Below are 25,830 nucleotides of genomic sequence, written 5' to 3'. Positions count from 1 at the left end.
GCCGGCACCGGTGGTTCCGCTGACGCCGCTCCCGGCCCGGATGATCAGGCGCTCCGGGCAGCCCGCACCCGGCCTTCACCGAGCTCCAGCAGGCGGTCCACCTCGCCGGCGCCGACCCGTCGATCCACCACGACGGCGAGCAGCTCCACCGGGTGCACCTGACCGGCGGCCAGCGTCAGCGGGACGTCCCAGGCCAGGGCCGGACCGAGCCCGATGTAGTCGGAGGCCCGCACGAACCAGGGCGACGGGTCCTCGGACTGCTGGGCCAGCACCAGGCTCGCCCACTGATCGTTGTGGCGGACCGCCACCGAGACCCACCGGGCGGGTGTCCCATGGACGTCCTGAACCCCTTCGGAGTTCATCACCTCCACCTCCGCGCCGGATGCCAGGCGCCAGAAGAAGCCTCCATAGCCGGCACCCGGGCGGCCCCGGACCGCCGGGCTGGCGATGGTCAGCGGCCGCTCCGCCCGCAGCAGGGAGGACCAGCGCATCGCCCAGGCCTCCGTCTCCGCCATCCCGGTCCCGGTGATCTCCCGGCTCTCCTGCAGCTGGAGGCGCTGGTCCTGGTCGCTCCAGCGGATCTGCTGGTGCAGCGTGGCCCCTCCGTGGAGAGTCTCCATGTGCTCCACATGCTGGTGTCCATGGTTCGGCAGCAGCATCGGGCCGTGGTCGGCGTCGAAGGTGCGACCGCCCCAGTAGGTGGTGCCGTCCACATCAGGGATCGTCATGGAGACGCCGTAATGATGCCGGTGGTCATCCGGGCTGCGGTCCGTCAGCAGCCGCCCACGCAGACTCCGCACCGGGTGCAGGTGGGGTCGAGGGCTGTGGACCGTCGGCATCCGCTCCCCGCCCATGCTGTGCGCGAGGACCAGCTCTCCGAGCCGCAACTGCCAGCCTGCGCCGCGCCGGGACCAGCGGGCCCCGTCGTCGTCGCCCGCGGATCCACGAGCGGGTCGGTGGGCGGTGCCGGAGAGATCGGTGGAGGGGGCGGTGAGCTCCCGGGCCGGCGGCACCGGGCCGGTGCTGGTGCGCACCGTGAGCTCCGGGGTGAACGTCTCCGGTGCGGTGCCCCGCGTAGGCCCCGGAGCTGTGCTGCCTGAAGCGGCGGCAATGGCCTCGGCCAGCAGCTGCCAGGCCCGGCGTCCCAGCTCCGCGTGCGGCACGTTGACGGTCGTCAGCGCCGGATTCGCATAGCGGGCGAGCTCGATGTCGTCGAAGCCGGTGACCGAGAGGCCGTCCGGCACCCTCACCCCGGACTCGTTGAGGCGAGCCAGCAGCCCGAAGGCGGTCAGATCGTTGAACGCCACCACGGCAGTGGCTTCCGAGGCCAGCACCTGCTCGGCTGCCTCGAATCCCGCGTCGATGGTCGCCCCGCCCGGCAGCTGGTCGATCCGCAGATCGGGGTGGCGGGTCAGCGAGGTCTCCAGGGCCTCCCGGCGGGGGATGTCGGAGAGACTGCCGTCGGGCCCGCCCAGATAGGCGAGGTGCCGGTGGCCCAGGCTGGTGAGATGCTCCACCAGCCGGTGGATCCCCTGGGCGTGGTCGATCACCAGGCTGGGGATGTCCGCGTGGGAACTGGTGCGATTGACCAGCACCACGGGGCGCAGCTGGGGCAGCAGCTCATCCAGGGTCTGCTGCGGCATGCGCGGGTTCACCAGGATGAGCGCATCGCAGCGGGTCCGGGCCTCCTGGGCGAGGGTGGCCTCATCGGCGGTGCGGTCCGCAGTCTCGGCCACCAGGGTGCGGTAGCCCTGCGCCTCGGAGGCGTCCATGACGCCGCGCAGCACCTGGTGGAACATCGGGTTGCGCAGATCCGGCACGACGACGGCTACTGTGCTGGAGCGCCCCAGGGAGAGGCTGCGGGCCAGGGTGCTGGGGCGGTAGTTCAGCTGCGCGGCGGCCTCCCTCACGCGGTCGGCGATGTCCGGGGCGACAGTGTCCTGGCCGTTCATGACTCGGGAGACGGTGGCCCGAGAGACGCCCGCGGCCACGGCGACCTCGCCGATCTTCGGGCCGTCCTTCAGCACCCGTCCCATCACACTCTCCTGCCGTCCATACAGACCGTCACGGCAGAGAATACACCGCGGGCGTCACGGGGAGCCGTGCCTCCGTCCGCAGGACCGGACGGCATCGACGCACCGGCCTGAGCACCGGAGACGCACCGTGCGAAGAGCCCGACCTCAGACCCGATCCACCGTCCCTTGGTGGCGGTGAAGCTGGGGGAGACGTCGTGCCAGTCGTCCTGCGGGTGGTGCCGCCAGCGGAAGGTGGCTCGGGCGTCGTCGTCGTGGGCCATGCTCAGCTCCACTGCGGAGGAGACCGGCTCCTCGTGCACCACGTTCTCGCCGGCGTCGTCGCCCGTGCGGCAGATCAACCAGGTGCCGTCCGGCCTCTGCTCCAGGCCGATCCAGGCATAGCTGCTTCCGAGGACGGTCAGGCCTGCCTGCGCGCCGGGGACGGCCCCGGTCAGATGGAGACGCGTCGTCCAGCGGCTGGCCCGGCCCGGCAGCTGCTGGCCCAGCACAGCGCCGTGCTGACGCAGGTCCTCGGTCGAGACCGGCAGGGCTGCGAGGTCCACCGTGCCATCCCCCCGAACGTGGAGCCAGTGCGGCTGCGGGTTGGCCTGCCAGTGCCAGCGGGGGGCGAGCACGGTGCTGCGGAACTCGTCGCTGCGGGACGGTTCGCGCTGCGGCGGCGCACCGGATGCGGCCCCGGTGGACGATGGCGGATGAGGCAGCGTGTGCCGGCGCACGGGGCGGCCGCTGATCTCGTCCACCGGCTCGCCCAGGCGGGGCCATCCGTCGTCGCCCCAGCGCATCGGCTGCAGGTGGACCACCCGGCCGAAGGGGCCGCGGTCCTGGAAGTGCAGGAACCAGTCCTCGCCCTGAGGCGTGGTGACCCAGGCGCCCTGGTGCGGGCCGTTGATGTCGGAGTCGTGCTGCTCGAGGACGATCCGGTGCTCATACGGGCCGGCGATGTTCCGGGAGCGGAACACGTACTGCCAGCCGGTGGCGACCCCTCCGGCCGGGGCGAAGATCCAGTGCCAGCCGTCCCGGCGGTAGATCTTGGGGCCTTCCAGCGTGGTGCAGTCGGGTATGGCATCGCCGTCGATGATGACCCGGGCGTCGTCCAACGGTCCACGCAGCTGCGGATCCACCTCCACGAGGCTGATCCGGTTCTTCACCCCGGCGCGGCTCCGCGCCCAACCGAAGACCAGATGGGCGCTGCCATCCTCGTGCCACACCGGGCAGGGATCGATGAGCCCGCGGCCTTCCAGCAGCAGATGCGGGGTGCTCCACGGCCCCCGGGGGTCCGTCGCGGAGGTGACGAAGATGCCGTGGTCCGGGTCCGGGTGGACGATGTGGAAGACGCCGTCGTGGTGGCGCAGGCTCGGTGCCCAGACGCCCTGACCGTGGCGAGGCGCGGCGAAGTGTGGTGCCGGCGGCACAGCCGGCAGTGCGTTGGTCACATGCTCCCAGTTCACGAGGTCCCGGGAGTGCAGCACGGGAAGCCCCGGCGCCCGGTTGAAGCTGGAGGCGACCATCCAGTAGTCCTCGCCCACCCGGATGGCGTCCGGATCCGGCCAGTCGGCGTCGAGGATCGGATTGGAGTACGTCGCCCCGGACCGGGTGGTGCTCGGGTCGGCCGTGGAGGAGGGCCCGGGGGACGAGGTCATCAGGTGGGGGTGGTCCATCGGGTCCTTCTCTGCCGGGGTCGTTGGCTCAAGCTGACGGGGGGGCGGGCCGCCCCTCTCGCACCAGAGGGGCGGCCCAGGGACGGGACGCACCGCTCAGGCGCCCGCCCCGGATCGGTGGGTCACTGCAGGGAGGACTCCATCTCGGCCATCATCTCCGTGGCGGCCTCCTGCGGGGTCAGGCGGTCGAAGTAGACCTCGGACTCGTAGCGGAAGAGCGTCTCGCGCATCGTGGAGAACCCGATGGCGGGCACCGGCTCCGGCTCGCCGAGCTCCGGTTCGATGTCCTGGAGGAACTCCGCGGAGCGCGCGTCCGCGCCCTCGAGTTCGTCCAGCACCGCGGCGCGGACGTTCTCGTCGGCCGGCAGGCCGCGGTCCGTCAGGGAGATCAGGCCGGCGTCCTCGGAGCTGATGAAGTGCTCGATGAACGCCTGGACCTCCTCGGGGTGCTCTGTGTCGGAGGAGGCGGAGAGCAGCATGGAGGACTTGAACCACATGCCGTGGTCCTCGGCCTGTCCGGTCTCGGACGGGAAGCGCAGCAGCTCCATCTCGGCGCCGCTCGCGTTGGCCAGGGTGGGCAGCTCGTTGGTCCACCAGCCGCTCAGCGCGGCGTGTCCGAGCCCGGCCTGGGACTGCTCCGGGCCCAGCTCCATGTCTTCGGACAGCGCATCGGCCGGGGGCATGCCGCCGTCGTCCATGAGGTCGCGGAAGTACTGGAAGTAGTCGGTGGCGAGCTCCTCATCGAAGCCGAGCTCGCCGTCCTCGGTGGTCAGGTGGGCGCCGTGCTGCCGCAGCCACACCTGGAAGGCGCCGGGCTGGTTCAGCGAGACCGCGCCCCAGCCGTCGTCGAGGTTCTCGCTGAGCTCCACGGTGATGTCCCGGTAGTCGTCCCAGGTCCAGCTGGAGTCGTCCGGCATGTCCACTCCGGCCTCGTCGAAGAGGTCCGGATTGGCCACCAGGGCGAAGGAGTTGATGCCGATGGTCACGCCGTAGAGGCCGTCCTCGGTGCGGCCGTTGTCCACGATGTCCGGGTCCAGGCCGTCGACGTCCACCCCGGAGAGCTCCATCAGCGCGTCACGGTCGGCGTATTCGCGCAGGTACTTGTCGTCCATCTGCACGACGTCGGGCATGTCCCCGGCCGCGGTGCGGGTGGCCATCTGGTCCCAGTATCCGGAGTCACCATAGGCGGCCTCCACGGTGATCCCCGGGTGGGCGGCCTCGAAGGTCTCGATAATCTCCTCGGTGAGCTGCAGCCGATAGTCGGATCCCCAGAAGGCGAACTCCAGGGTGACGTCGTCGTCGGACCCCTGCGTGGTTCCGCCGTCGCCGCAGGCGGTCAGCCCGACGACGACGGCGAGGCCGAGGGCCGCGGCGCGTGGCCCCCGAGGGGCGGGGCAGGTGATGGGGGTGAACATGATGGTCTCCATCCGCGTCATGGTGCTGAGAAACCGGTTTCTCAGAGGTGTTGGACCACGACGTTAGTGAGACTCCTGGGGACCGTCAAGGGCCAGGGCTGGGATCGACGGTGTCGGTGCGGCATCGTGGGATGCCGACCGAGCTGCCCCTGGTCGCGCCGCCGCCCCATCCGGGGCCGGTCAGGCTCAGCGGCGCAGCACCGCAGGGCGGGCGATGCCGGCCACCTCGACGGTGGGCCAGCGCTCGTCCACGCTGAGTACGTCAATCCGGCCCCCGTCGGTCCCGGCGCGCAGCACCACGGTGTCCTCCACCTTCGCCCCGAGGCCGAGCTGCCGGTCCCAGCCGGTCGGGTTCCAGGCGAAGGCCTGATTCTCATGGATCAGGTCCGGGACCCCGGGGAAGACGCGTGGGTCACGGCCTTCGTAGCCGGCGGCCCCACCCTGATGATGCTTCGTCCATTCATCGGCGGCGAAGCCGTGGCGCACATAGGACTCCTTGAGGGTGCCGAGCACGGACTCCAGCCGGGCGCCCGGGCTCAGCGCCGCGAAGGCCTCGGCCTCCACGGAGAGGATGCGGGCGTCCATCTCCTCCTCTCCGGCGACGACGTCGCCGAACCCGACCCAGCGGGTCACATTGGCGATCAGGCCCTGCCGACGCGCGCACACCACAGCCATCGCCCGGCGGCCCAGCGGCGCATCGGTGGGCAGCGGGTGGCGGTGCACCGCCCGGGACTCCCCGTTGACCAGCAGCACCACCGGGTCCGCCCCGGCCTCGATGATCCGTGGCGCCAGGGCCGCGGCCAGCTGCCGCTCGGTCGTCTCCGGGGTGACCTCGCCGAGCACATCGGTCAGCGCCTCGGCGGAGGCCCGGCACAGCGCGCGGTAGCGCTCCACCTCCACCTCGAGCAGCGAGGCGCGGGCGCTGCGCAGCGGCAGGGCGGCGGCGGATTCGCCGGTGAGCGTCCAGCCGGCGGCCTGCGGGAGCCATGCGCGGACGTCGTCGACGTCGGCGTACCAGTCCAGCTCGTGGAGGCTCACCGTACCGTCGTCGAGGAGTGAAACCAGAGGTGACAGCTCCTCCTCGCGGATGCGTGCCGACTCGTTGCTGAACACCCCCACCGCGACCCCGTCACGGTGCACCACCGCGCGCAGGATCGGTGGGCCTGCCAGGCTGATGTGGACCCGTGCCCCTGCGAGCAGCCAGGACAGCGAGCCCGCGGTGGAGAGCACGAGGGCGTCGGCCCCGGCCTCCTCGAGGACGGCTGTCAGACGTGCGTGCTTCGCGTGGAACTCCTGCTCAGGGGTCATGCTTCTCCTCGTGGTCGATGTGATCGGCGTTGCCTCCGCGGTGTGGGCCCTGATGAGCGACGATCAGCGATCACAAGGGCCCACAGTGCGGAGTCATCGTGAGATGCGGGTCGCGGTCAGCTCTGCCGACAGTCCGCTTCCCAGTGCGGCGGCCTCCGCACGGTCCAGCAGGCCGTCGACGACGGCGACCCGCACCCGGCGTGCCACCGGCTCATCCGGAGCGGCCAGCACCGGGGAGTCCCAGGCCAGGGACATGCCCACCCCGGGGTAGCCGGCGTGCCGCACGAACCAGGGATCCTCGTCCGTGGAGACCAGCACCAACGTCGCGTCGCCCGGGCCGTGCACGGAGCCGAACCGCCCGGAGACCGCCAGCCAGTCGCTGACGCTGCCGTGCACAGCCTCCTCTCCGGAGGCCTCCGCCGTGAAGATCTGCGCGTCCGCCAGGGAGGGCAGCCGCCAGAAGAAGCCGCCGTAGCCGCCGCCCAGCCGCCCGTTGGAGCCCGGACTCCCCAGCGAGACGGGCCGCTCCACCGCAGGCGTGAGAGCGAAGGCGACGTCGAGCTCCCAGGCGCTTTCGTCCCGGGCGGTCACGGTGACGGTCCGCTCCTCGCGCAGCAGCGCCTCCCCGGAGCGGTCGAGCCACTCCAGCTGCTGGGTCAGTCGCTGGCCGTCGTCGACATCGTCGATCTGCTGCGCGCGGGTGAGGATGCGGCCGTGGTCGTCGCGCCAGATGTAGCGGCCTGCGGAGCGCACGTAGGTGCGTCCGCCCCAGAAGTTGGTGCCGTCCACGTCCTGCAGGGCCACGTTCACGCCGAGATGCCAGGTGTGGTCCAGCGGCTGCTGGTCGGTGACGACGACGCCGGCCCGGGTCCGCACCTGGTCCAGGAAGGGGCGCGGGGAGTCAGTGGGGGAGATGTCCTCCCCGGTGCGGAGCTGGGCGATCGTCGGGCCTCCGGGCAGGCTCAGCTCACCGCTAGCGGCGGCGGAAGCGGCCCAGGGGGCGCCGAGCGAAGAGAAGGTCGAAGGAGCCTTCACCGCGCGGGCGAGGTAGTCCTCGATGTGCGGGATCACCGGGTGCCTCTCGGGCCCGGAGTCCACCTGCTGCACATGCCGCTCCTCGATCGGTGCCGGGTCCTCCGCCGTGCGCACCGCCTCCAGCACCCGCATGAACGCCCCGGCCTCGCGCAGCGGGGAGAGCAGCGCCTCGGCCCTGCCCTCGCGCACGTCCAGGAGGTTCTCCAGCAGGTCGGTGCGGGCGAACTCCACTGTGCGCGGACGTCCGGCCTCGCCCGCGTTGAACGGAGCCTCGCGGTTGGGCGTGATCTCGAGGCGATCCTCGGTGTAGTAGAGCTGCGCCTGCCCCTCGGTGCCGTAGATCGTCACCCACGGCGGCCGGTGGTCTTCCGGAGCGCAGAGTGTCAGCGCGGCGGTCACCGGGATCCCGGCGGTGGTGCGCAGCGAGACGATCGACGTGTCATCGGCCTCGATGCGGTGGGCGTGGTGCAGCTCGGTGGCGAGTCCGGCGACGTCGTCGGCGTCGCGGGCCCCGGCGATGTGCAGGGCCGTGCGCACCGCGTGGGCCAGCGGATTGGTGACCACGCCGTCGACCACCTGGACTCCGTCGAGCACGCGGCGGCCCGCCCAGGGAGCCCGAGCGTAGTAGGCCTCTCGGCGCAGCCAGAGCCCGGTGGCGCCGACGGCGCGCAGCTCACCGATGCCGCCGGGGGCCTCGGGGGTGCTGAGAAGCTCTTCCAGGGCGGGCAGGGCGTGGGAGCCGATGGACTGGAAGCCCACCTGCACCCGCCGTCCGGCACGCTCCGCCGCGGCGAGCAGGTCCTCGAACTGGGCGAAGGTCGCCGTCGGGGGTTTCTCCAGCAGCACGTCGGCGCCCATCGCCAGGGCTTCCAGCGCCAGGTCATGATGCGTGTTGATCGGGGTGGAGATGATCACGACGTCGGGACGGTGCCCGGCCTCGCGTGCCTCGGCGAGGGTCTTATGGACCGGGATGTCCCCGCGGACCTCGGGCCCGGGGTCGCTGTAGCTGGCGCCGGCGATCAGCCTGGCCCGGCCCAGCTCGGAGAGCCGCCTCAGGTTCCGCAGATGCTGGCGGCCGAAGCCGTCCAGGCCCACCAGCAGCACCGACGTCGGGGTGGTTCCTTCAGCAGTCATGGCTCTCCTTGGAGTGACAGACGCATCGAGTGGCCACGGATCGCGGTATCTGCCCTCCCGACACGGCGTGTCAGGCAGGAGGTTCCGTGATTCATGGCCACTCGACGGATGAGGTGGTCAGACGGTGGCGGATGAGGTGGGTGCAGAGGAGGCGTCCGCGGACGCAGCCCTCAGGAACGGTTCCACCAGCTCGGCGTAGCGCTCCTTCATGGTCTCCAGGGTCACCGCGGCGTCCTGGTCGTTGATCTCGCGGTTGAAGATCTCCACCTCGACCGGCCCCGTGTACCCGGTGTCGGCCACCCAGCGGGAGATCGTCGGGAAGTCCACATGACCGTCGCCCATCATCCCGCGGGACTTCAGCGCGTCATCGGCGATCGGCAGGTTGAAATCACACACCTGGTAGCTCGCCAGCCGACCCTCGCGACCGGCGCGGGCGATCTGCTGCTGAAGCTGCGGGTCCCACCACACATGGAAGGTGTCGACCACGACGCCGACCGTCTCGGCCGGGTGCGGCGCTGCGATCTCGAGTGCCTCGCCCAGGGTGGAGAGCACCGCGCGATCGGCGGCATACATCGGATGCAGGGGCTCCAGCACCAGGCGGACGTCGTGCTCGGCGGCATAGGGCACCAGCTCGGCGATCCCGTCGGCCACCCGGGCCCGGGCGTCCACCACGGACCTGTCGGCGCGGTCTCCCGTCCCGCCGAGCAGGTGCGCGGCCGAGGGGAGCCCCCCGACGACCATGATCAGCTCACGGGTGCCGATCGTCGCGGCCTCACGGATCGCCGCCCGATTGGACTCCAGCGCGGCGGACCGGCCTTCGGCATCGGCCGGGGTGAGGAAGCCGCCGCGGCAGAGCGTAGTGGCGGTCAGGCCAGCGACGGAGATGATCTGCGCGGCCTTCTCCGCCCCTCCGGCCTGCTCGAGCAGGTGCCGCCAGGGGCCGATGTGCCGCAGCCCGGCCGCGGCGACGGCGTCGACCGCCTCCTGCAGGGACAGCTTCGGGGTGGTGCCGGTGTTCAGTGACAGGTCGAAGCTCATGAGACGCCTCCAGTCTTCAGCAGCGTGGTCATCCGCTCGGCGGCGAGCTGCGGGTCGGTCAGCAGGCCGGCCTGATCGGCGAGCACGAAGGTGTGCGCCAGATGCGGCAGCGAGCGTCCCGAGTGCAGGCCCCCGACCAGCTGGAAGCCGGCCTGGTGCCCGTTGAGCCAGGCGAGGAAGGCGATGCCGGTCTTGTAGTAGAGCGTGGGCGCGGAGAAGATGTGCTTGCCCAGCTCCCGGGTGGAGTCCAGGATCGCCCGGCCGCGGGCGGCGTCGCCGGCGTCGTAGGCCTGCAGGGCTGTTGAGGCCGCCGGGTAGATGGCGGCGAAGATGCCCAGCAGCGCATCCGAGTAGGCGGTCTCGTCGCCGTCGATCAGCTCCGGATAGTTGAAGTCGTCCCCGGTGTAGAGCCGCACCCCTTCGGGCAGCGCGGCGCGCAGCTGGGTCTCGTGCTCGGCGTCGAGCAGCGACACCTTGACGCCGTCGACCTTCGCCGGGTTCTGCCGGATCAGGGTCAGGAACGTCTCGGTGGCGGCGGCGACGTCGTCGGAGCCCCAGTAGCCGGCCAGGGCCGGGTCGAACATCGGACCCAGCCAGTGCAGGATCACCGGCTGCTGGGCCGCCTGGAGCAGATGGGAGTAGATGCCCAGGTAGTCCTCGGGGCTGGAGGCGACCTTCGCCAGGGCGCGGGAAGCCATGAGGATCACTTTCGCCCCGGAGGCCTCGACGACCTCCAGCTGCTCCAGGTAGGCGTCCAGCACGGCTTTGACCCCGGCCTCGCCGGGCTCCACCGTGGCGGGGTCGAGCTGGTCGGTGCCGGCCCCGCAGGCGACTAGGTCGCGCACGGTGCGACCGGCCAGGGCGGGGTAGGTGCCGGCGTCGACGACCGAGGCGGCCTCGGCGGCGGACCGGCGGATCAGCTCCTTGGTGGCCTCGAAGTCCAGGCCCATGCCGCGCTGGGCGGTGTCCATGGCGTCGGCGACGCCGAGCCCGTAGGACCACAGCTCATGGCGGTAGGCGAGGGTGGCGTCCCAGTCCAGCTGGGCGGGGGAGCCGGGGGCGTTGTCGGCGGTCATCACCGGCACCACGTGGGCGGCCGCATAGACCTTCCGGGAGGTCAGCGGCTTCTCAGGGCGGGTGAAAGGGCCCAGCGAGGAGTCGGCCTGGCCGGTCATCGTGTACTCGGCGGTGCCGCCCTCGAGCGTGGGCAGGGTCAGCGTGGGCAGGCCGGCGGCCTGCGCGTTCGCCACGGGGGTCTCGGTGCTGAGGGTGCTCACAGGGTGATCTCCGGAATGTCGATGGTGCGGCGCTCGGCGGCGGACTGCAGCCCGAGCTCGGCCAGCTGGACGCCGCGTGCGGCGGAGAGCAGGCCGAAGCGGTGTTCACGGCCGGCGACGACGTCGGCGAGGAACTCCTCCCACTGCAGCTTGAAACCGTTGTCCAGCTCGGCGTTGGCGGGCACCTCCATCCACTGGTCGCGGAAGGACTCGGTGACAGGCAGGTCGGGGTTCCACACGGGCTTCGGGGTGTGGGCGCGCTGCTGGGCCACGCACTTGTTCAGCCCGGCGACGGCGGAGCCGTGCGTGCCGTCGATCTGGAACTCGACGAGCTCGTCGCGGTACACGCGCACGGCCCAGGAGGAGTTGATCTGGCCGACGACCTCGTCGCCCTCGGGGGTCTCCAGCTCGAAGATGCCGTAGGCGGCGTCGTCGGCGTCAGCGTCATAGGGCTTGTCGTTCTCGTCCCAGCGCTTCGGGATGTGGGTGGCGGTCTTGGAGGTCACGGACTTGACCTTGCCGATGATGCCCTCGAGCACGTAGTTCCAGTGGCAGTACATGTCCGTGGTCATGGAGCCGCCGTCGGCCAGGCGGTAGTTCCAGGAGGGTCGCTGGGCGGGCTGGTGGTCTCCCTCGAAGACCCAGTAGCCGAACTCGCCGCGCAGCGAGAGGATGCGGCCGAAGAAGCCTTCCTCCACCAGGCGGCGCAGCTTGACCAGGCCGGGGAGGTAGAGCTTGTCATGCACGACGCCGGCGGTGATGCCGGCGGACTTGGCCTGGGATGCGAGGGCCACGGCCTCCTCGAGGCTCTCGGCGGTGGGCTTCTCCGTGAAGACGTGCTTGCCGGCGGAGATGGCCTTGGAGAGCGTCGCGTAGCGCAGGGAGGTCATCGAGGCGTCGAAGACGATGTCGATGGAGGGGTCGTTGATGGCGCCGTCGAGGTCGGTCGTGAAGTGCTCGACGTCGTGCGTGGCGGCGAGCTCCTTGATCTTGGCCTCGTTGCGGCCGATGAGGATCGGCTCGACGGTCACCTGGGAGCCGTCGGGCAGTGTGATGCCGCCCTGGTCGCGGATCGGGAGGATGGACCGCAGCAGGTGCTGGCGGTAGCCCATCCGGCCGGTGATGCCGTTCATGGCGATGCGGAGGACGCGGGGCTCGGTCATGGGATCGGGGCTCCTTGAAGGTGGTGGCGGGCCGATGAGGTCGGAATGCGCTTTCCACGGTAGTATCGAGGGAAAGTGTGTGTCAACTGTCACAGTAGGAGCGTCAGATGGCTGTCCGCCTGGCTGATGTGGCCAAAGCCGCAGGGGTCTCCCAGTCCACGGCCTCGCGTGTTCTCAACGGATCCACGCGCCGGCCCAAGCTTGAGATCGCCGACCGCGTGCGTGCTGCGGCCGAGGAGCTCGGGTACTTTCCCAATGCGCAGGCGCAAGCGCTTGCCCGATCCTCGGCAGGGCTCATGGGGCTGATCGTCCATGACATCGCGGACCCGTACTTCTCCTCGATCGCCCGCGGCGCACAGCGTGGCCTGGCCGGCACCGGGGTGCAGCTCATGCTGGCCTCCACCGAGCGCGAGGCCGCCGCCGAGATCGAAGCTGTCCGTGCTTTCATGTCTTATCGGACTGACGCGATACTTCTTGCGGGTTCCCGGGGTACGCAGGACGACGCGCTGCTGCAGAAGGTCCTGGAGACCTATCAGGACAACGGCGGCAAGGTCGCTATGATCGGCCAGCCCTTTCCCAGTGCCGGGGGCGTGCAGATCGACAACGAGGGCGGGGCCGCTGCCCTGGCCGCGGAGCTGCTGAAGCTCGGACATCGGCGGTTCGCGGTGCTCGGCGGCGAGGCTGAGCTCTCCACCTCCGCCCAGCGCTCGGCAGGGTTCCTGGCCAAGCTGAAGTCGGCCGGCGTCGTCCCTGAGGTGGTCCGTGAGGGCACCTTCACCCGCGACGGCGGCTACTTCATGATGAGTGAGCTGATCAGCTCGGGCGTTGTGGCGTCCTCGTCGGCGCCGCTGTGCGTGTTCTGCGTCAATGACGTCATGGCGCTGGGCGCGATGGCTGCGATCCGGGCGGCGGGTCTGCGCGTTCCCGACGACGTCGCGCTGGCCGGTTTCGACGACATCCCCACGCTGGGCGACCAGTTCCCCTCGATCACCACGGTGCGGCTGCCGCTGGAGGAGATCGGCCGCATGACGGCATCGATGACGCTCAACAACGGCGAGGCGGAGCGCCGCATGGTCGTGGAGGGCACGCCCGTTCTGCGCGATTCCACCCGGCTGGACTGAGCCCCCGCCCTCGGCCGCCTGCACCGCAGGATGTTCCGGGACTTCTGACGCCTCGTGGGCTCCGAGATGCTCGTCAGGGCTGGCGGGACGGGCCCCCGCTTGCGCCCCCTCGATCCTTCTGCGTCCATGCATTGACGTGTGATGAAGATCTCATATAGCGTAACGGCGACTAAATGTTATCGATAACGTTTGCTTTCGCAAGGCGCAGAAGGCAGGCCTGGTGAAAGGTGGCGGCATGAAGACTACGACCCATGGACTAGGCGTGACGATCGTTGCCGTGACTGCCCTGCTGGTGGCTGGGTGCGGAAACTCCGCAGGGGAGGAGGGGGATGTGGAGCTCCGCTTCCTCTGGTGGGGTTCGGATACGCGTCATGCCCTCACGGAAGAGGTCATCGAAGCCTATGAGGAGGAGAATCCGGGGGTCTCGATCAGTGCGGAGTATGGCGGGTTCGACGATCACTGGGATCAGCTGGCCACCCAGACGGCGGGAGGCCAGGCTCCGGACATCATCCAGATGGATGAACAGTACCTGCGTGAGTACGCAGATCGCGGCTCCCTGCTGGAGCTTGAGGGCATCGATCTGACCAAGCATGACGAGGCGGCCGTAGAGAACGGGAAGGTAGACGGCCAGCAGTTCGCCGTCACCATGGGGATCAACGCCCAGGTGCTCGTCGCCGATCCGCAGGTCTTCGATGAGGCGGGGGTCGAGCTTCCCGATCCCATGACATGGACCTGGGAGGACTACGCGTCCATCTCCGCGCAGATCACCGAGCAGCACGAGGATGCCTGGGGGACCTCCATCCCAGGTGGCATGGGTGCCTTCCAGACGTGGATGCGTCAACAAGGAAGGAGCGTGGCCACGGACGCGGGAGAGCTTGGCTTTGAGGCCTCGGACGCCAGCGGATATTTCCAATACTTCCAGACCCTCATGGATGACGGAGTCTTGCCCCCGGCTGAACTCATCCAGGAGAACGCGGGGAGCACGATGGAGCAGTCCCTTGCGGCTACGGGTCAGCAGGCGATCTCCACGTGGTGGAGCAACGAGGCTGTGGCCCTGTCCGCCGCTGCGGATCGTGACCTGGAGATCTTGAGGTACCCGAGCTTCACCGGCGACGCCGCGGATGCCGAGCCCTGGTACAAATCGTCGATGTACCTCTCGGCGTCCGCCGGCACAGATCATCCTGAGCAGGTGCAGGACTTCATCGACTTCTTCGTCAATTCAGAATCCGCAGCGGAAATCGTGGGAGTGGAGCGCGGTATCCCGCCGAACCAGGAGATGCGCGAGCTGGTCGCGGAGGATCTCAGCGGTATGGCTGCTGAGACGCTCGACTATATCGACGGAATCGAGTCGGACCTTGGCCGACCGGAGCCGATCACGCCAGAGGGTGGGTCTGATTTCAGTTCAGTGTTGGCGAGATATGAGCTCGAGGTCATCTTTGGTCGGCTGAGCCCCGATGAGGCTGGGCGTTCATTGGTCGAAGAAGCCTCCGCTCAGCTCTCGTGAACTGCATGATCCACATGCTCGCAGTGCCCGGGAGAGATCGGTCGCTCAGGAGGGCGCGGGTCCTGTTGACTCGCGGATAATCAGCTCATTGATCTCCTGCAGCTCCTCGGGGCATGGTCTCCCTGTGACGCGGGACAGGAGTGCCTGCATCGCGAATCGACCCTGCGCTTCTCTGTCGACGGCCACTGTCGTCAAGGAGGGGACGAGGGCGTGGCTGACGTCAAGGTCGTCCCATCCCGTGACGCTGAGATCCTCGGGAGTGCTCAAGCCTGCTTCCCAGGCTGCCCGAATGGCGCCGATCGCGATGTGGTCGCTGGCTGAGACGACGGCCGTCGCGTCCAGGTCCAGAAGTGAGGTCATCGCCTGATGGCCTGAGGTGACAGACCATCCGCATTCCTTGACGCCACGCGATGTCAGGCCGAGCGCAGCGATCGCTTCGTCATAGGCGCGTCGTCGCGAGGCAGCGGTGGTCCACTCCTGGGGGCCCGCCAGGTGGATGAATCGGCGGTGTCCGAGCTCGGCTAGGTGTTCGATGATGCCCCCGACCAATGTGCTGTCAGCCAGCGGGCCCTGGCCGCGGAAGTCGGCATCGAAGTGGTCGAATATGTGCAGCGCGCAGGAGGTCGCCGTCGGGCCATGGCTTGCGAGGCCCGAGATGGAGCCGAACGACAGGACCCCCTCGACGCGGCCTGAGTCCACGAGATCCTCCACGACGCGCGCCCGGTCTTCCGGGGCCCCCTCGGTCAGGGTGATCTCCAGGGCGAATCCGGCCTGGTGTGCCACGTCGGCGGCCGCCATCACGGAGCGCGTGGGGACGGCTTGGATCCGCGGGGGCATGACCAGTGCGAGGACGCCTGTCAGACGAGTTCGCATGGATCGGGCCACCAGGTTCGGGCGATAGCCCAGCTCGGTGATGGCAGCCTCGATGCTTTCGGCGGTTCGTGTGCGAAAGCCGCCGTCGCGCCGGAGGTAGCGCGACACGGTCTGAGCGGACACGCCCGCGCGCTCTGCGACCTGCCAGACCGTCGGCCGACCGGTGGGGCGACGACTCATGTGGACTCCTCGGCACGTTGACGGAGATCGTGGCCAGCATATCCGGGACCTTCCCACATCTCTTCGGGGATAGTTGGGCTGTGACACCATCATTGACCTGTGAGGCATGTCACCCTAGATTGTCAGGACAAGGTGAACGATCACACCATAGGGGGACACCATGGAACACCGCCGTTCCGCCGCCAGACCTGCCTGGACGCTGCAGCCGCGCCGACGTCGCGGGACCTCTGCCCTGACCGCCGGGCTTGCCGCCGCTCTGGCGCTCACCGCCTGCGGGGGAGGAGGGGGTGGCGACGACGATGAGGTCACCCTGCGCTTCGTCTGGTGGGGATCCGATGCGCGCCACCAGAACACCCAGGAGATCATCGACGCCTTCGAGGAGGAGCACCCGGACATCACCATCAGTGGTGACTTCGGCGACTGGGACGGGTACTGGGACCAGCTCGCCACCCAGACCGCCGCCGCCGACTCCCCGGACATCATCCAGATGGACGAGCTCTACCTGCGCGAATACGCGGACCGTGGATCGCTGCTGGACCTGGACCAGGTCGACACCTCGCAGATGGACGACACGGTCGTGGACAACGGGCGCACCGAAGGGGGTCTCTATGGGATCACCATCGGCATCAACGCCTTCACCATCCTGGCCAACCCGGACCTCTTCGACGAGGCCGGGGTGGAGATGCCCGACGACGCCACCTGGACCTGGGACGACTACCGGGACATCGCCGTGGAGCTCAGTGAGGACCTCGACGGCGCCTGGGGCGCCGGCGGCTTCGACGAGACCGGCGGATTCCAGACCTGGGTGCGCCAGCAGGGCGGACATCTGAGCAATGACGAGGGTGAGCTCGGTTTCACCGTCGAGGATGCCGAGAGCTATTTCGAGTACATCGCGGAACTGCTGGACTCCGGGGCGACGCCTTCGGCCTCGGCGCTCGCGGAGGACCAGGGTGTCGGTCCGGACCAGTCGCTGACCACCGCCGGGGAGGTCGCCATGCGCGCCTGGTGGTCGAACCAGTCGGTGGCGCTTTCCGAGTCGACTGGCACGGAGCTGGAGCTGCTGCGCTTCCCGAGCCACACCGGCGATGCTGAGGACGCGGCGCCCTGGTACAAGTCCTCCATGTTCCTCTCCGGCAGCGCTGCCACGGATCATCCCGAGGAGGTGCAGCTGTTCATCGACTTCTTCGTGAACTCTGAGGAGGCTGCGCTGATCGACATGGCGGAGCGCGGCATCCCGCCGAACAACGAGATCCGGCAGACCGTCACGGAGGAGCTCGAGGGCCCTCAGCTGGCCATGGCCGAGTACATCGACCAGATCGAGGGTGAGCTCGGCCCCTCGGAGCCGGTGCCGGCGATGGGCGGATCGGCCTTCCAGCAGATCCTCTACCGCTATCAGGACGAGGTGCTCTTCGAGCGGATGTCCCCGGCTGACGCCGCCGAGGCGATGGTCGGCGAGATGGAGGGCGAGCTGCGCTAGGCGGGTGCTCAGGTGCATTCCCGAGCCGTATCGTCGCATGTCGAACCGGCACTGTGGAATGACCTCTCGCCCATTGAGGCGTGACACACCTCACACATAGGGTCATGGAGTCGCTCTGCCCGTTCCATGAGGGGATCCATGCACTCCACACGTCGCCGCGCCTCGTTGGCGCTGCTCACCGCCTCCGCGCTGCTGGCCACCAGTATGGCCGGCGCCACCGCATCGCCCGAGGCCCCCACTGGCCCTGAGGAGGTTGAGCGATGGCACACCGCCCATGCCGGGGTCGGCTCCGGCGGTGAGGTGACAGAGCACGACGACGGCACGCTGACCTTTGACGCCGTCGGCAACAGCGGCAAGATCGCTGACTCCGAGGACGGCTTCTGGTACCACTACACGGAGATCGACCCGGAGGCCGAGAATTTCACCCTCGAGGCCACCTTCGAGGTGCAGGAGGCAGCGCAGAAGGACAACCAATCCGGCTTCGGGCTCATCGCCGTCGATGACTTCATCCCTGACTCCGGCGCAGCCCGCTACTTCAACTCCGCCGGCACCCAGATCGCCAAGTTCCACACCAGCCTGGACGGTGAGACCGGCACCCGCTACGGCACTCCCGGCGGGAGGGTCGTCCACGGCTACACGGAGGCTTCCACTCAGAACTCCTCCGACCGGGACATGAGCGACTCCCGTGCCTTCGACTGGCACCACAAGGACGGGCTGGTCGAGGGAGACAACGCGAACCCGCCGCGCTTCGAAGCCGGCGACGTCTACGAGCTGACCCTGCGGAAGTCCAACACCGGCTTCCACGCGATCTGGCATCGCGACGGCGAGGAGTTCGAGTCCATCAGCTATGACCCGGACATGCTGCTGGTCCAGGACGACGAGCGCTACTACGTGGGGCTGTTCACCGCGCGCAACATTCGCACCGCCGTCACCGACTGGAGCTTCACCACCATCCACCCGGATGACGACGAGGATCCGCTGGAGCGTCCCACCGAGCAGGTGACGCCAACCCTGTCCACAGACATCACCAGCACCACCCCGCACGCCGAGATCGAGGTGCCGCTGCTCGCCGACGCCTACGGCGAGGCCGTCATCCTCGACGAGGACGGCGAGGAGGTCACCGAGACGGTGGACCTCGAGCCCGGCCAGCGCGAGCTGGTGCCGCTCGACGGCCTGGAGTCCGGCGACAACTCCTTCACCGCCCGGCTCACCCCGGACGAGGAGCAGCCGCACTATGAGGACTGGGAGGAGCTAGCCTCCACGGATCCGGTGGAGCTGGAGCTGAGCTTCCATGTGGCCCGCTTCGGCGACCCGGGGGAGTCCCTCCACGTGGCCCCGGACGGCGATGCCGACGGCGACGGGACCCAGGCGGGCCCGCTGGACCTGCCTACCGCCGTCGCCTACGCCCAGCCGGGTCAGCAGATCGTGCTGGCCGAGGGTACGTATCAGCCCCAGGAGGCGATCGTCGTCGAGCGGGGCCGCGACGGCACCGCGGAGGAGCCCATCACGCTGATGTCCTCGCCCCACGGCCGGGCCACCCTGGACCTTTCGGAGTCCTCCAGCGGCGGCCTGGTGCTGCGGGGCGACCACTGGCACCTCCATGACCTGGAGATCACCCGGTCCCGGGGCTATCAGAAGCCGCTGCTCATCCAGGGCCACCACAATGTGATCGAGCGGATCGAGACCCACCACAACGGGGACACCGGACTGCAGATCTCCGGCAACGGCCACGAGTCTTTCGAGATGTGGCCCTCGCACAACCTGGTGGTCTCCTCGGAGTCACACAACAATGCCGACCCCAACGTCAACGACGCCGACGGCTTCGCCGCGAAGCTCACGGTGGGAGAAGGCAACGTGTTCCGTCACACCATCTCGCACCACAATATCGACGACGGCTACGACCTCTACGCGAAGTCCACCACTGGCTCGATCGGCACGGTGACCATCGAGGACTCCGTGGCCTACAACAACGGCTGGCTCGAGGAAGAGGGTCTGGACGTGCTGCGGCAGGGAAACGGCTTCAAGCTGGGCGGCGAGTCCATGCCGGGTGACCACCTGCTGCGCAATTCTGTCTCCTACAACAACCTCTCCCACGGGGTCACCTCCAACTCTGGGCCGGACGTCCGTCTGGAGGAGGTGACCACGGTAGGCAACGGGCTGGTCTCCGGGGAGATGTCTGGGTCCGGCATCCAGCTGCACACCAACGCGGCGGAGACCGCCTATGAGATCACTGGTGCGCTGTCCTGGCGGGGCAGCCGTGAGGACTCGCTGCAGCTGGACCAGGAGGACACCTGGCTGCTGCAGGACCCGAGCAACTACTTCGACGGGCAACGCGCCGGCGAGGACGACTCCCGCCCGGCCGCGGTGGCCGAGGACTGGTTCGAGTCCATGGACGTCGACGGCATCCGCCCCGAGATCGGCGAAGACGGCTCGGTGCAGATGCACGGTCTGCTGGAGCTGACCGACGTCGCCCCCGAGGGTACCGGCGCCCGCATCGGCGCCATCGAGGAGCCCACGGTTATCGAGCTGCTGCCGGAGGTCGGCAGCGGCTCCGAGGGTGGGGAGGACGGCGTCGGAGCGCCGCCGCGCGGTCCAGGCAACAACAACGGCCGGGGCCATGGCCCCGGGGAGAACCCGGGTCAGGGACAGGGTCGGGGCGTGGTGGATCACCCGGTCCACGGCTGAGCCTCTCCGGGGTGCCGCTGCGAGGCGGCACCCCGGCGATCATCTCGTGGCCGCATCGTTCCATGCGAGATCCGCATCACGGATATGAATCGTTTTATTGACTGTGCCGTGCGTCACATCCTAGCCTGGTGTCACTCTCATCACTCAGGGCGGAGCGCATAGTTGAATCGTTCCATTGATGACGGCGGCCGCGTGGCACATGCTTCGCACGGCCCCCGCTCCGCACCTCACCGCACACACCAGGGGACGCACATGAAGCACACGAAGCCGGCCAGACTCTCAGCAGCAGCAGTGATCGGCGCTGTGGCCCTCACCGCCTGCGGCGGCGACGGCGAAGGTGGCGCCGACGGCGCAGGAGAGATCGAAGAGGTCCACCTGCGCGTGGCCTGGTGGGGCTCTGACCACCGCCACGCCAACACCGAGGCGATCATCGACGACTTCACCGAAGAGCACCCGCACATCACCATCGACGGAGAGTTCAACGACTGGACCGGCTACCAGGACACTCTCGCCACCCAGGTCGCCTCCGGGGACGCCCCTGACGTCGTCCAGCTCGACGACGAGTTCATCCGTGAGTACGCGGACCGCGGGGCGCTGCTGGAGCTCACCGACGTCGACACCTCCGGCATCGACCCCACCATCGTGGAGGGCGGCCAGTCCGAAGGGGTCCAGTACGCCATTCCCACCGGCGTGAATGCGCTGGTCATGATGGCCAACCCGGAGCTCTTCGAGGAGGCCGGGGTGGAGATGCCCGATGACACCACGTGGACCTGGGAGGAATTCATCGACGTCTCCTCCACCATCCAGGAGGAGACCGGGGCCTACGGCACCAACAATCCCATCGCCCAGACACTCATGGTCTGGCTGCGGCAGCAGGACAAGGGTCTCTTCACCGAGGACGGTCAGCTCGGCATCGAGGCCGACGACGCCGCGGAGTACTTCGCCTTCCTCGAGGAGCTCGTCGAGGAGGGGGCGCTGCCCAGCGCCTCCGAGATGGCGGAGGAGGAGTCGGCCGTCATGGAGGACTCGCTGATCGCCACGCATCGGTCCGCCATGGGCATGTCCTGGACCAACCAGCTGCCGGCGCTGACCGAGGCATCCGGAGTGGAGCTGGTCCCGCTGCGCTTCCCGAGCCCCACGGGTCAAGCTGAGGACAACGGCCTCTGGTTCAAGAACACGATGCTGATGGGCGCCACCTCCGGCACGGACCATCCGGAGGAGGCTCAGCTGTTCATCGACCACTTCATCAACTCGGTGGACGCCGGCATGCACAACCTCATGGACCGTGGCCTGCCCTCCAACGAAGAGGTGCGCGAAGCCGTCGTCGAGGAGGTCGACGGTCAGGATCTCGTGGTCGCCGAGCTGGTGGACGCCCTCGGGGGTGAGATCACCTCCGCCGAGCCGATGCCGCCGGTCGGCTTCACCGGCATCTCGGACGAGCTCTCGCTGCGCAGCCAGGACGTCTTCTTCGGCCGTATGGATGCCGATGAAGCCGGCGAGTCCTTCGTGGACGCCGCGAACCGCATCCTCGAGTGAGCTGAGTCCGTCCAGCGCGGCAGCCCGACTCGCACGGCAGACCGACCATCAGAAGGAGAGGCATGAGCACACGTTCGGCACGCCTGACCGGTGCGGCGCTTGTCGCCGCCCTGGGCCTGACGGCCTGCGGCGGCGGAGGTGGTGGCGGTGACGGTGAGGACGACGATGTCACCCTGCGCTTCGCCTTCTGGGGCTCGGACACCCGGGTGCAGAACACCGAGGAGATCATCGAGGTCTTCGAGGAGGAGCATCCGCACATCGAGGTCGTCATCGAGTACAACGACTGGGACGGCTTCTGGGATCAGCTGGCCACCCAGGCCGCCGGCGGCGAGGCTCCGGACATCTTCCAGATGGACGCCCCGTACCTGCGCGAATACGGGGAGCGCGGCGCACTGCTGGACCTCTCCGACGTCGATCTCAGCGCCATGCCCGAGGACATCGTCGAGTCGGGCAGCATCGACGGCGAGTACTACGGACTCGCCTCCGGGGTGAACGCGGTGGCGGTGGTGGTCAATCCGCGGCTCTTCGAGGAGGCCGGGGTGGAGATGCCGGACGACACCACCTGGACCTGGGAGGACTTCGCGGACATCGCCACGGAGATCACCGAGAGCCTCGACGGCGTCTACGGCGCCTCCGGGCCGGCCGAGCCGCAGTCGCTGCAGGCGTGGGTCCGTCAGCAGGGCGTGCAGCTGACTGACGCCGACGGTGAGCTCGGTGTGGAGGTCCAGCACCTGGAGGACTATCTGAGCTACGTCGATGAGCTGCGCCGAGCAGGGGCCTACCCTCCGGCGGAGGTCATGGTGGAGGAGCTCACCGCTCCGCAGGACCAGTCCCTGGAGGCGTCCGGCGGTGCCGCGATGGCGTTCAGCTGGACCAACCTCCTCGGCGCGCTGCAGGACGCCGGCGGGGAGGAGCTCGAGCTGCTGCGGCTGCCCAGCCCCACCGGAGACGTCGCCGATGCCCAGCAGTGGTACAACACCGGCATGGTCTCGGCCTCGTCCAGCACCGATCATCCGGAGGAGGTGGTGGAGTTCCTGGACTTCTTCGTCAACGATCTGCGCTCGGCGGAGATCAACATGACAGACCGCGGACTCTCGGCCAACACCGAGATCCGGCCCCAGCTGATGGACACCATGGACGAGGCCAACGCGACCGCCGCCGAGTTCATGGATGAGATCGAGGACGAGCTCGGAGAGCCCGCACCGGTGCCTGCCACCGGCTTCGGGCAGCTGGCTGACGTCATCCACCGGTACGAGGCGGAGGTGTTCTTCGAACGGATGACCCCGGCCGAGGCCGCGGAGGCCATGCACGCCGAGTTCGAGTCCACGCTCGGCTGAGATCCGGCGGGCGTCAGCCGCCCGCCCCACAGGCGCGTCGTCGGGTCCCTGTGATCCGCCCGGCGACGGAGACCCCACGGGGTTTCTTGGAGGGGACGGCCCTGGTGCGAGGTCGTCCCCTCCAACACGTCCGCACACCCGACCCCCACTCCCGAAGGGAAGCCCCTCATGACCCCGGCCGCCGCCCCAGATCCGCGCAGCACGACGTCGACCCCCGCCGCTCGCGCCGAGCTCCTGGAGGGGTTCCGCGCCCCCGACCCCGCCGCACGCCCGATGATGCGCTGGTGGTGGTTCGGGCCCGACGTCGATCGGGAGGACATCGTCCGGGACCTGGACAGGATGCGCGAGGCTGGGATCGGAGGTGTGGAGGTCGCCGTCGTGTACCCGCTCAGCGAGACCACCGACCGCTTCCTCTCCGAGACCTTCCTGGCCGATCTGCGGCACGCCGCCGAGGCGGCCGAGGAGCGAGGGCTGCGCTTCGACGTCACCCTCGGCTCGGGGTGGCCCTACGGCGGCCCGCATGTGGACGAGACCACCGGGGCACGGAAGCTCAACTGGACCCATGAAGAGGTCCCGATGGGAGAGCATCGACTGCCGATCCCTGCCATCTGGCCCGGCGACGAGTTCATCGCCGGCTACATCGGAGACGGCACCGCCCACGAGACCCCGGAGTCCTTCAGCCCGCTCGAGACCGATGGCGAGGAGCTCATCATCCCCGCCGGACGGGGCCCACGGGTGGTGCTCCTGGCTGTCTCCCGGCTGACCCGCCAGTCGCTCAAGCGTGCGGCCGTCGGTGCCGAGGGCTGGGCGCTGGACCACCTCTCGGCCGAGGCCGCACGGGCGCACATCGCCGCCGTGGCCGAGCCGCTGGTCGACGCGGTGGGGGCCGAGCGCCTAGGCACTGTCTTCTGCGACAGCCTCGAGGTCTACGACGCCGACTGGGCGCCGTCCTTCCCTCAGGAGTTCAGGGCTCGGCGTGGCTACGACGTCCTGCCTCACCTCTGGCGGCTCACGCTGCCCGGGCAGGGCGGCGCCGCGTTCCGCGCCGACCATCACCGCACCGTCACCGAGCTGCTGGAGGAGAACTTCATCCGGGTCTTCGGCGACTGGGCACGCTCACGGGGCGTGCCCTTCCGCATCCAGGGCTACGGCGTCCCCGCGGCGACCGTGAGCTCCTACCGCCATGCGGACCGTTTCGAGGGCGAAGGCTGGGGCTGGGACGTGGTGACCGCCTGCCGGTGGGCCAGCTCCGCCGGGCAGATCTACGGTCAGCAGGTCGTCTCCTCCGAGGCGTGGACATGGACGCATTCGCCCTCGTACCGCTCCACGCCGCTGGACATCCTCGCCGAGGCCCAGGATCACCTGCTGATGGGGATCAACCACTTCATCGGTCACGGCTGGCCGAACTCTCCGCGGCCGGAGGACGGCACCTTGGGTCGGGTCTTCTACGCCTCCGGGGCGCTCGATGATCGCAACACGTGGTGGGCGGCCGCCCCGGCCCTGTGGGGCACGATCCACCGGCTCTCCTGGCTCATGCGGCAGGGAAGCCGGCTCTCCGACGTCGGGGTCTATGTGCCCGCCCGGGACGTCTACGCCGGCTTCGCGGCGGCCGGTCGCACCGACCTCTACAAGGAGACCCGGCGGCACATCGGAGACGAGCTGCCCCATGCCCTGCGCACCACCGGGGCGGACTATGACCTCTTCGACGACGACGCCGTCGACCGCCTGGAGCCCACGCGGTTCCCTGTGGTGGTGCTTCCTTATGCCCGGGACATCCCGGAGCGTACCCGTGCCTGGCTGAGGTCGGTGCTCGAGGCCGGAGGCGCCGTGCTGGACCTTGGCGGCGAGGCGCATCTGGGTGTGGCCGTGGACTCCGCCGCCGAGGCCGCCCGCTGGGTGGCCGGTCCGGTGAGCCTGAGCAGGGGGGACGGCTCACCCAACGACTCTGTGGCCGTGACCACCCGGCAGCTCGAGATGGACGGGTCCGGGGGAGGAGGCCTCCGGGTGCACTTCGTGGCCAACACGGGTTCAGAGCCGGCTGAGGTGCGGCTGAGGTTCCGGGACGACGCCGAGCGAGCCCTCTCCGGGGACGTGCTGGAGCGCTGGGATCCCGAGACGGGGCAGGTGCTGGGATTCCATGCGCTGCCGCTCCACGGGTCCAGGCACCTGGATCTGCGCCTGGAGGCCTATGAGTCCGCTGTGCTGATCCAGCACGGCGAGGAGGCGCCCCAGGCGCTTCCTCCGGTGTCCTTCCGTGAGGCCGCCGAGGTTCCGGCCGGCGCCGTCGTCGAGCTGGAGACCTGGCAGGTGCGCTTCCCGGACGAGGACGCGGCCGCCGAGGTCACCCCGCCGCACCAGTGGGAGCAGATCGATGGCCGGCAGATGTACTCCGGCACCGCCGAGTACACCACCCGGATCACCGTCCCCGAAGGGAGCCGGCAGGTCATCCTGGACTTCGGGGAGGCCGCACCTCACCAGCTGGCCGATCCTGCCTCCAGTGGCCTCATGGAGGCCTCCTTCCGCGCCGAGGTGGAGCCCCCTGTGGGGGTGATCGCCGTGGTCCATGTGGACGGGCGCCGGGCCGGCACGGTCTGGAGGCCGCCCTACCGTCTGGACCTCACCGACCTGGTCACCCCGGGCCAGGAGCATGAGCTGAGCGTGGAGGTCGCCAACGTCACCAGCCATCGGCTCGCCGCCGACGAGGGGCTGCCCCGCATGGTGGAGACCGCCCGCGCCCATCACGGACGCCGATTCGGCATGCAGGCTTTGGAGCTCGCGCTCGCCGACGTCGCCTCCGGGCTGCTGGCCGTCCCGCGCCTGCGGGTGGAGTGAGCCGCCCTCTCGTTGAGCCGGTGAGTTTCCGCCCGAACTCCGCTCGTGGGGGCGTCTTTCCGGCCGAAACACACCATCTCAACCGGGTCGGGGTCGGGGGTCGGGGTCGGCGCCGGGGCTGGGGCCTTCCGGTTGGGCCTCCTGACATGAGACGAATGGAAGTAGGCGAGAGAAAGGTGGGACCCGCGATGACCTCAGGTGGAGCGCATGTCGTCCAGCCA

At 69.3% G+C, this 25,830-nt stretch carries 16 protein-coding genes; 7 read left to right on the top strand and 9 right to left on the bottom strand.

Features of this window, described 5'->3' with window-relative positions:
* Positions 1-44 precede the first annotated feature (44 nt).
* The 8 genes from ODE13_RS06645 to ODE13_RS06610 form a co-directional block, all read right to left on the bottom strand.
* Positions 45-2,036, bottom strand: a complete 1,992-nt coding sequence (locus tag ODE13_RS06645; protein ID WP_322478558.1) for a DUF6807 family protein — start codon at positions 2,034-2,036, stop codon at positions 45-47.
* Entirely contained in the window at positions 2,036-3,694 is a 1,659-nt protein-coding gene (locus tag ODE13_RS06640; protein WP_322478557.1) for a glycoside hydrolase 43 family protein, read from the bottom strand. The genes ODE13_RS06645 and ODE13_RS06640 overlap by 1 nt, the downstream gene beginning before the upstream one ends.
* A gap of 122 nt (positions 3,695-3,816) precedes the next feature.
* Positions 3,817-5,109, bottom strand: coding sequence for an ABC transporter substrate-binding protein (locus tag ODE13_RS06635; RefSeq protein WP_322478556.1), 1,293 nt, complete (start codon positions 5,107-5,109; stop codon positions 3,817-3,819).
* Between the two features lie 186 nt (positions 5,110-5,295).
* Positions 5,296-6,417 carry a M24 family metallopeptidase gene (locus ODE13_RS06630; protein WP_322478555.1) on the bottom strand — a complete coding sequence of 374 codons (1,122 nt, stop codon included), beginning with the start codon at positions 6,415-6,417 and terminating at the stop codon, positions 5,296-5,298.
* Positions 6,418-6,510: 93 nt separating this feature from the next.
* Positions 6,511-8,586 carry a DUF6807 family protein gene (locus ODE13_RS06625; protein ID WP_322478554.1) on the bottom strand — a complete coding sequence of 692 codons (2,076 nt, stop codon included), beginning with the start codon at positions 8,584-8,586 and terminating at the stop codon, positions 6,511-6,513.
* 117 nt (positions 8,587-8,703) lie between these two features.
* On the bottom strand, positions 8,704-9,624 hold the full coding sequence (locus ODE13_RS06620; protein WP_322478553.1) for a sugar phosphate isomerase/epimerase family protein: 921 nt from the start codon (positions 9,622-9,624) through the stop codon (positions 8,704-8,706).
* On the bottom strand, positions 9,621-10,850 hold the full coding sequence (locus tag ODE13_RS06615) for a dihydrodipicolinate synthase family protein (protein WP_322478730.1): 1,230 nt from the start codon (positions 10,848-10,850) through the stop codon (positions 9,621-9,623). The genes ODE13_RS06620 and ODE13_RS06615 overlap by 4 nt, the downstream gene beginning before the upstream one ends.
* A 47-nt stretch (positions 10,851-10,897) precedes the next feature.
* On the bottom strand, positions 10,898-12,064 hold the full coding sequence (locus ODE13_RS06610; RefSeq protein ID WP_179541289.1) for a Gfo/Idh/MocA family protein: 1,167 nt from the start codon (positions 12,062-12,064) through the stop codon (positions 10,898-10,900).
* A 107-nt stretch (positions 12,065-12,171) separates the two neighbouring features.
* Here ODE13_RS06610 and ODE13_RS06605 point away from each other — a divergent pair, with 107 nt between their 5' ends.
* Together ODE13_RS06605 and ODE13_RS06600 are read left to right on the top strand one after the other, a co-directional pair.
* Positions 12,172-13,185, top strand: a complete 1,014-nt coding sequence (locus tag ODE13_RS06605) for a LacI family DNA-binding transcriptional regulator (protein WP_322478552.1) — start codon at positions 12,172-12,174, stop codon at positions 13,183-13,185.
* 235 nt (positions 13,186-13,420) lie between these two features.
* The gene (locus tag ODE13_RS06600; protein ID WP_322478551.1) at positions 13,421-14,689 is read left to right on the top strand and encodes an ABC transporter substrate-binding protein; all 1,269 of its coding nucleotides are present in this window, start codon (positions 13,421-13,423) and stop codon (positions 14,687-14,689) included.
* A 45-nt stretch (positions 14,690-14,734) separates the two neighbouring features.
* Here the strand turns inward: ODE13_RS06600 and ODE13_RS06595 are convergent, their stop codons facing one another.
* A complete protein-coding gene (locus ODE13_RS06595) occupies positions 14,735-15,742 on the bottom strand; it encodes a LacI family DNA-binding transcriptional regulator (RefSeq protein WP_322478550.1) in 1,008 nt (335 codons plus the stop codon).
* Positions 15,743-15,902: 160 nt separating this feature from the next.
* Between ODE13_RS06595 and ODE13_RS06590 the strand changes: the two genes are divergently transcribed.
* The 5 genes from ODE13_RS06590 to ODE13_RS06570 all read left to right on the top strand — a co-directional run bounded on the left by ODE13_RS06590 (position 15,903) and on the right by ODE13_RS06570 (position 25,609).
* Positions 15,903-17,219 (top strand): ABC transporter substrate-binding protein, encoded by a 1,317-nt coding sequence (locus ODE13_RS06590; protein ID WP_322478549.1) that lies wholly within the window; start codon positions 15,903-15,905, stop codon positions 17,217-17,219.
* A gap of 138 nt (positions 17,220-17,357) precedes the next feature.
* Positions 17,358-19,904 carry a right-handed parallel beta-helix repeat-containing protein gene (locus ODE13_RS06585; protein ID WP_322478548.1) on the top strand — a complete coding sequence of 849 codons (2,547 nt, stop codon included), beginning with the start codon at positions 17,358-17,360 and terminating at the stop codon, positions 19,902-19,904.
* Positions 19,905-20,156: 252 nt separating this feature from the next.
* Positions 20,157-21,440 (top strand): ABC transporter substrate-binding protein, encoded by a 1,284-nt coding sequence (locus ODE13_RS06580; RefSeq protein WP_322478547.1) that lies wholly within the window; start codon positions 20,157-20,159, stop codon positions 21,438-21,440.
* A gap of 62 nt (positions 21,441-21,502) precedes the next feature.
* On the top strand, positions 21,503-22,777 hold the full coding sequence (locus ODE13_RS06575; RefSeq protein WP_322478546.1) for an ABC transporter substrate-binding protein: 1,275 nt from the start codon (positions 21,503-21,505) through the stop codon (positions 22,775-22,777).
* A gap of 168 nt (positions 22,778-22,945) precedes the next feature.
* Positions 22,946-25,609, top strand: coding sequence for a glycosyl hydrolase (locus ODE13_RS06570; protein WP_322478545.1), 2,664 nt, complete (start codon positions 22,946-22,948; stop codon positions 25,607-25,609).
* The last annotated feature ends 221 nt before the right edge of the window (positions 25,610-25,830 follow it).

Origin of the sequence: Nesterenkonia sp. HG001, from assembly GCF_034438835.1 — a bacterium.
Classification (GTDB): Bacteria; Actinomycetota; Actinomycetes; order Actinomycetales; family Micrococcaceae; genus Nesterenkonia; species Nesterenkonia xinjiangensis.
Note: the sequence above shows the minus strand (reverse complement) of the source record. Positions and strands in the feature narration are given on the sequence as shown.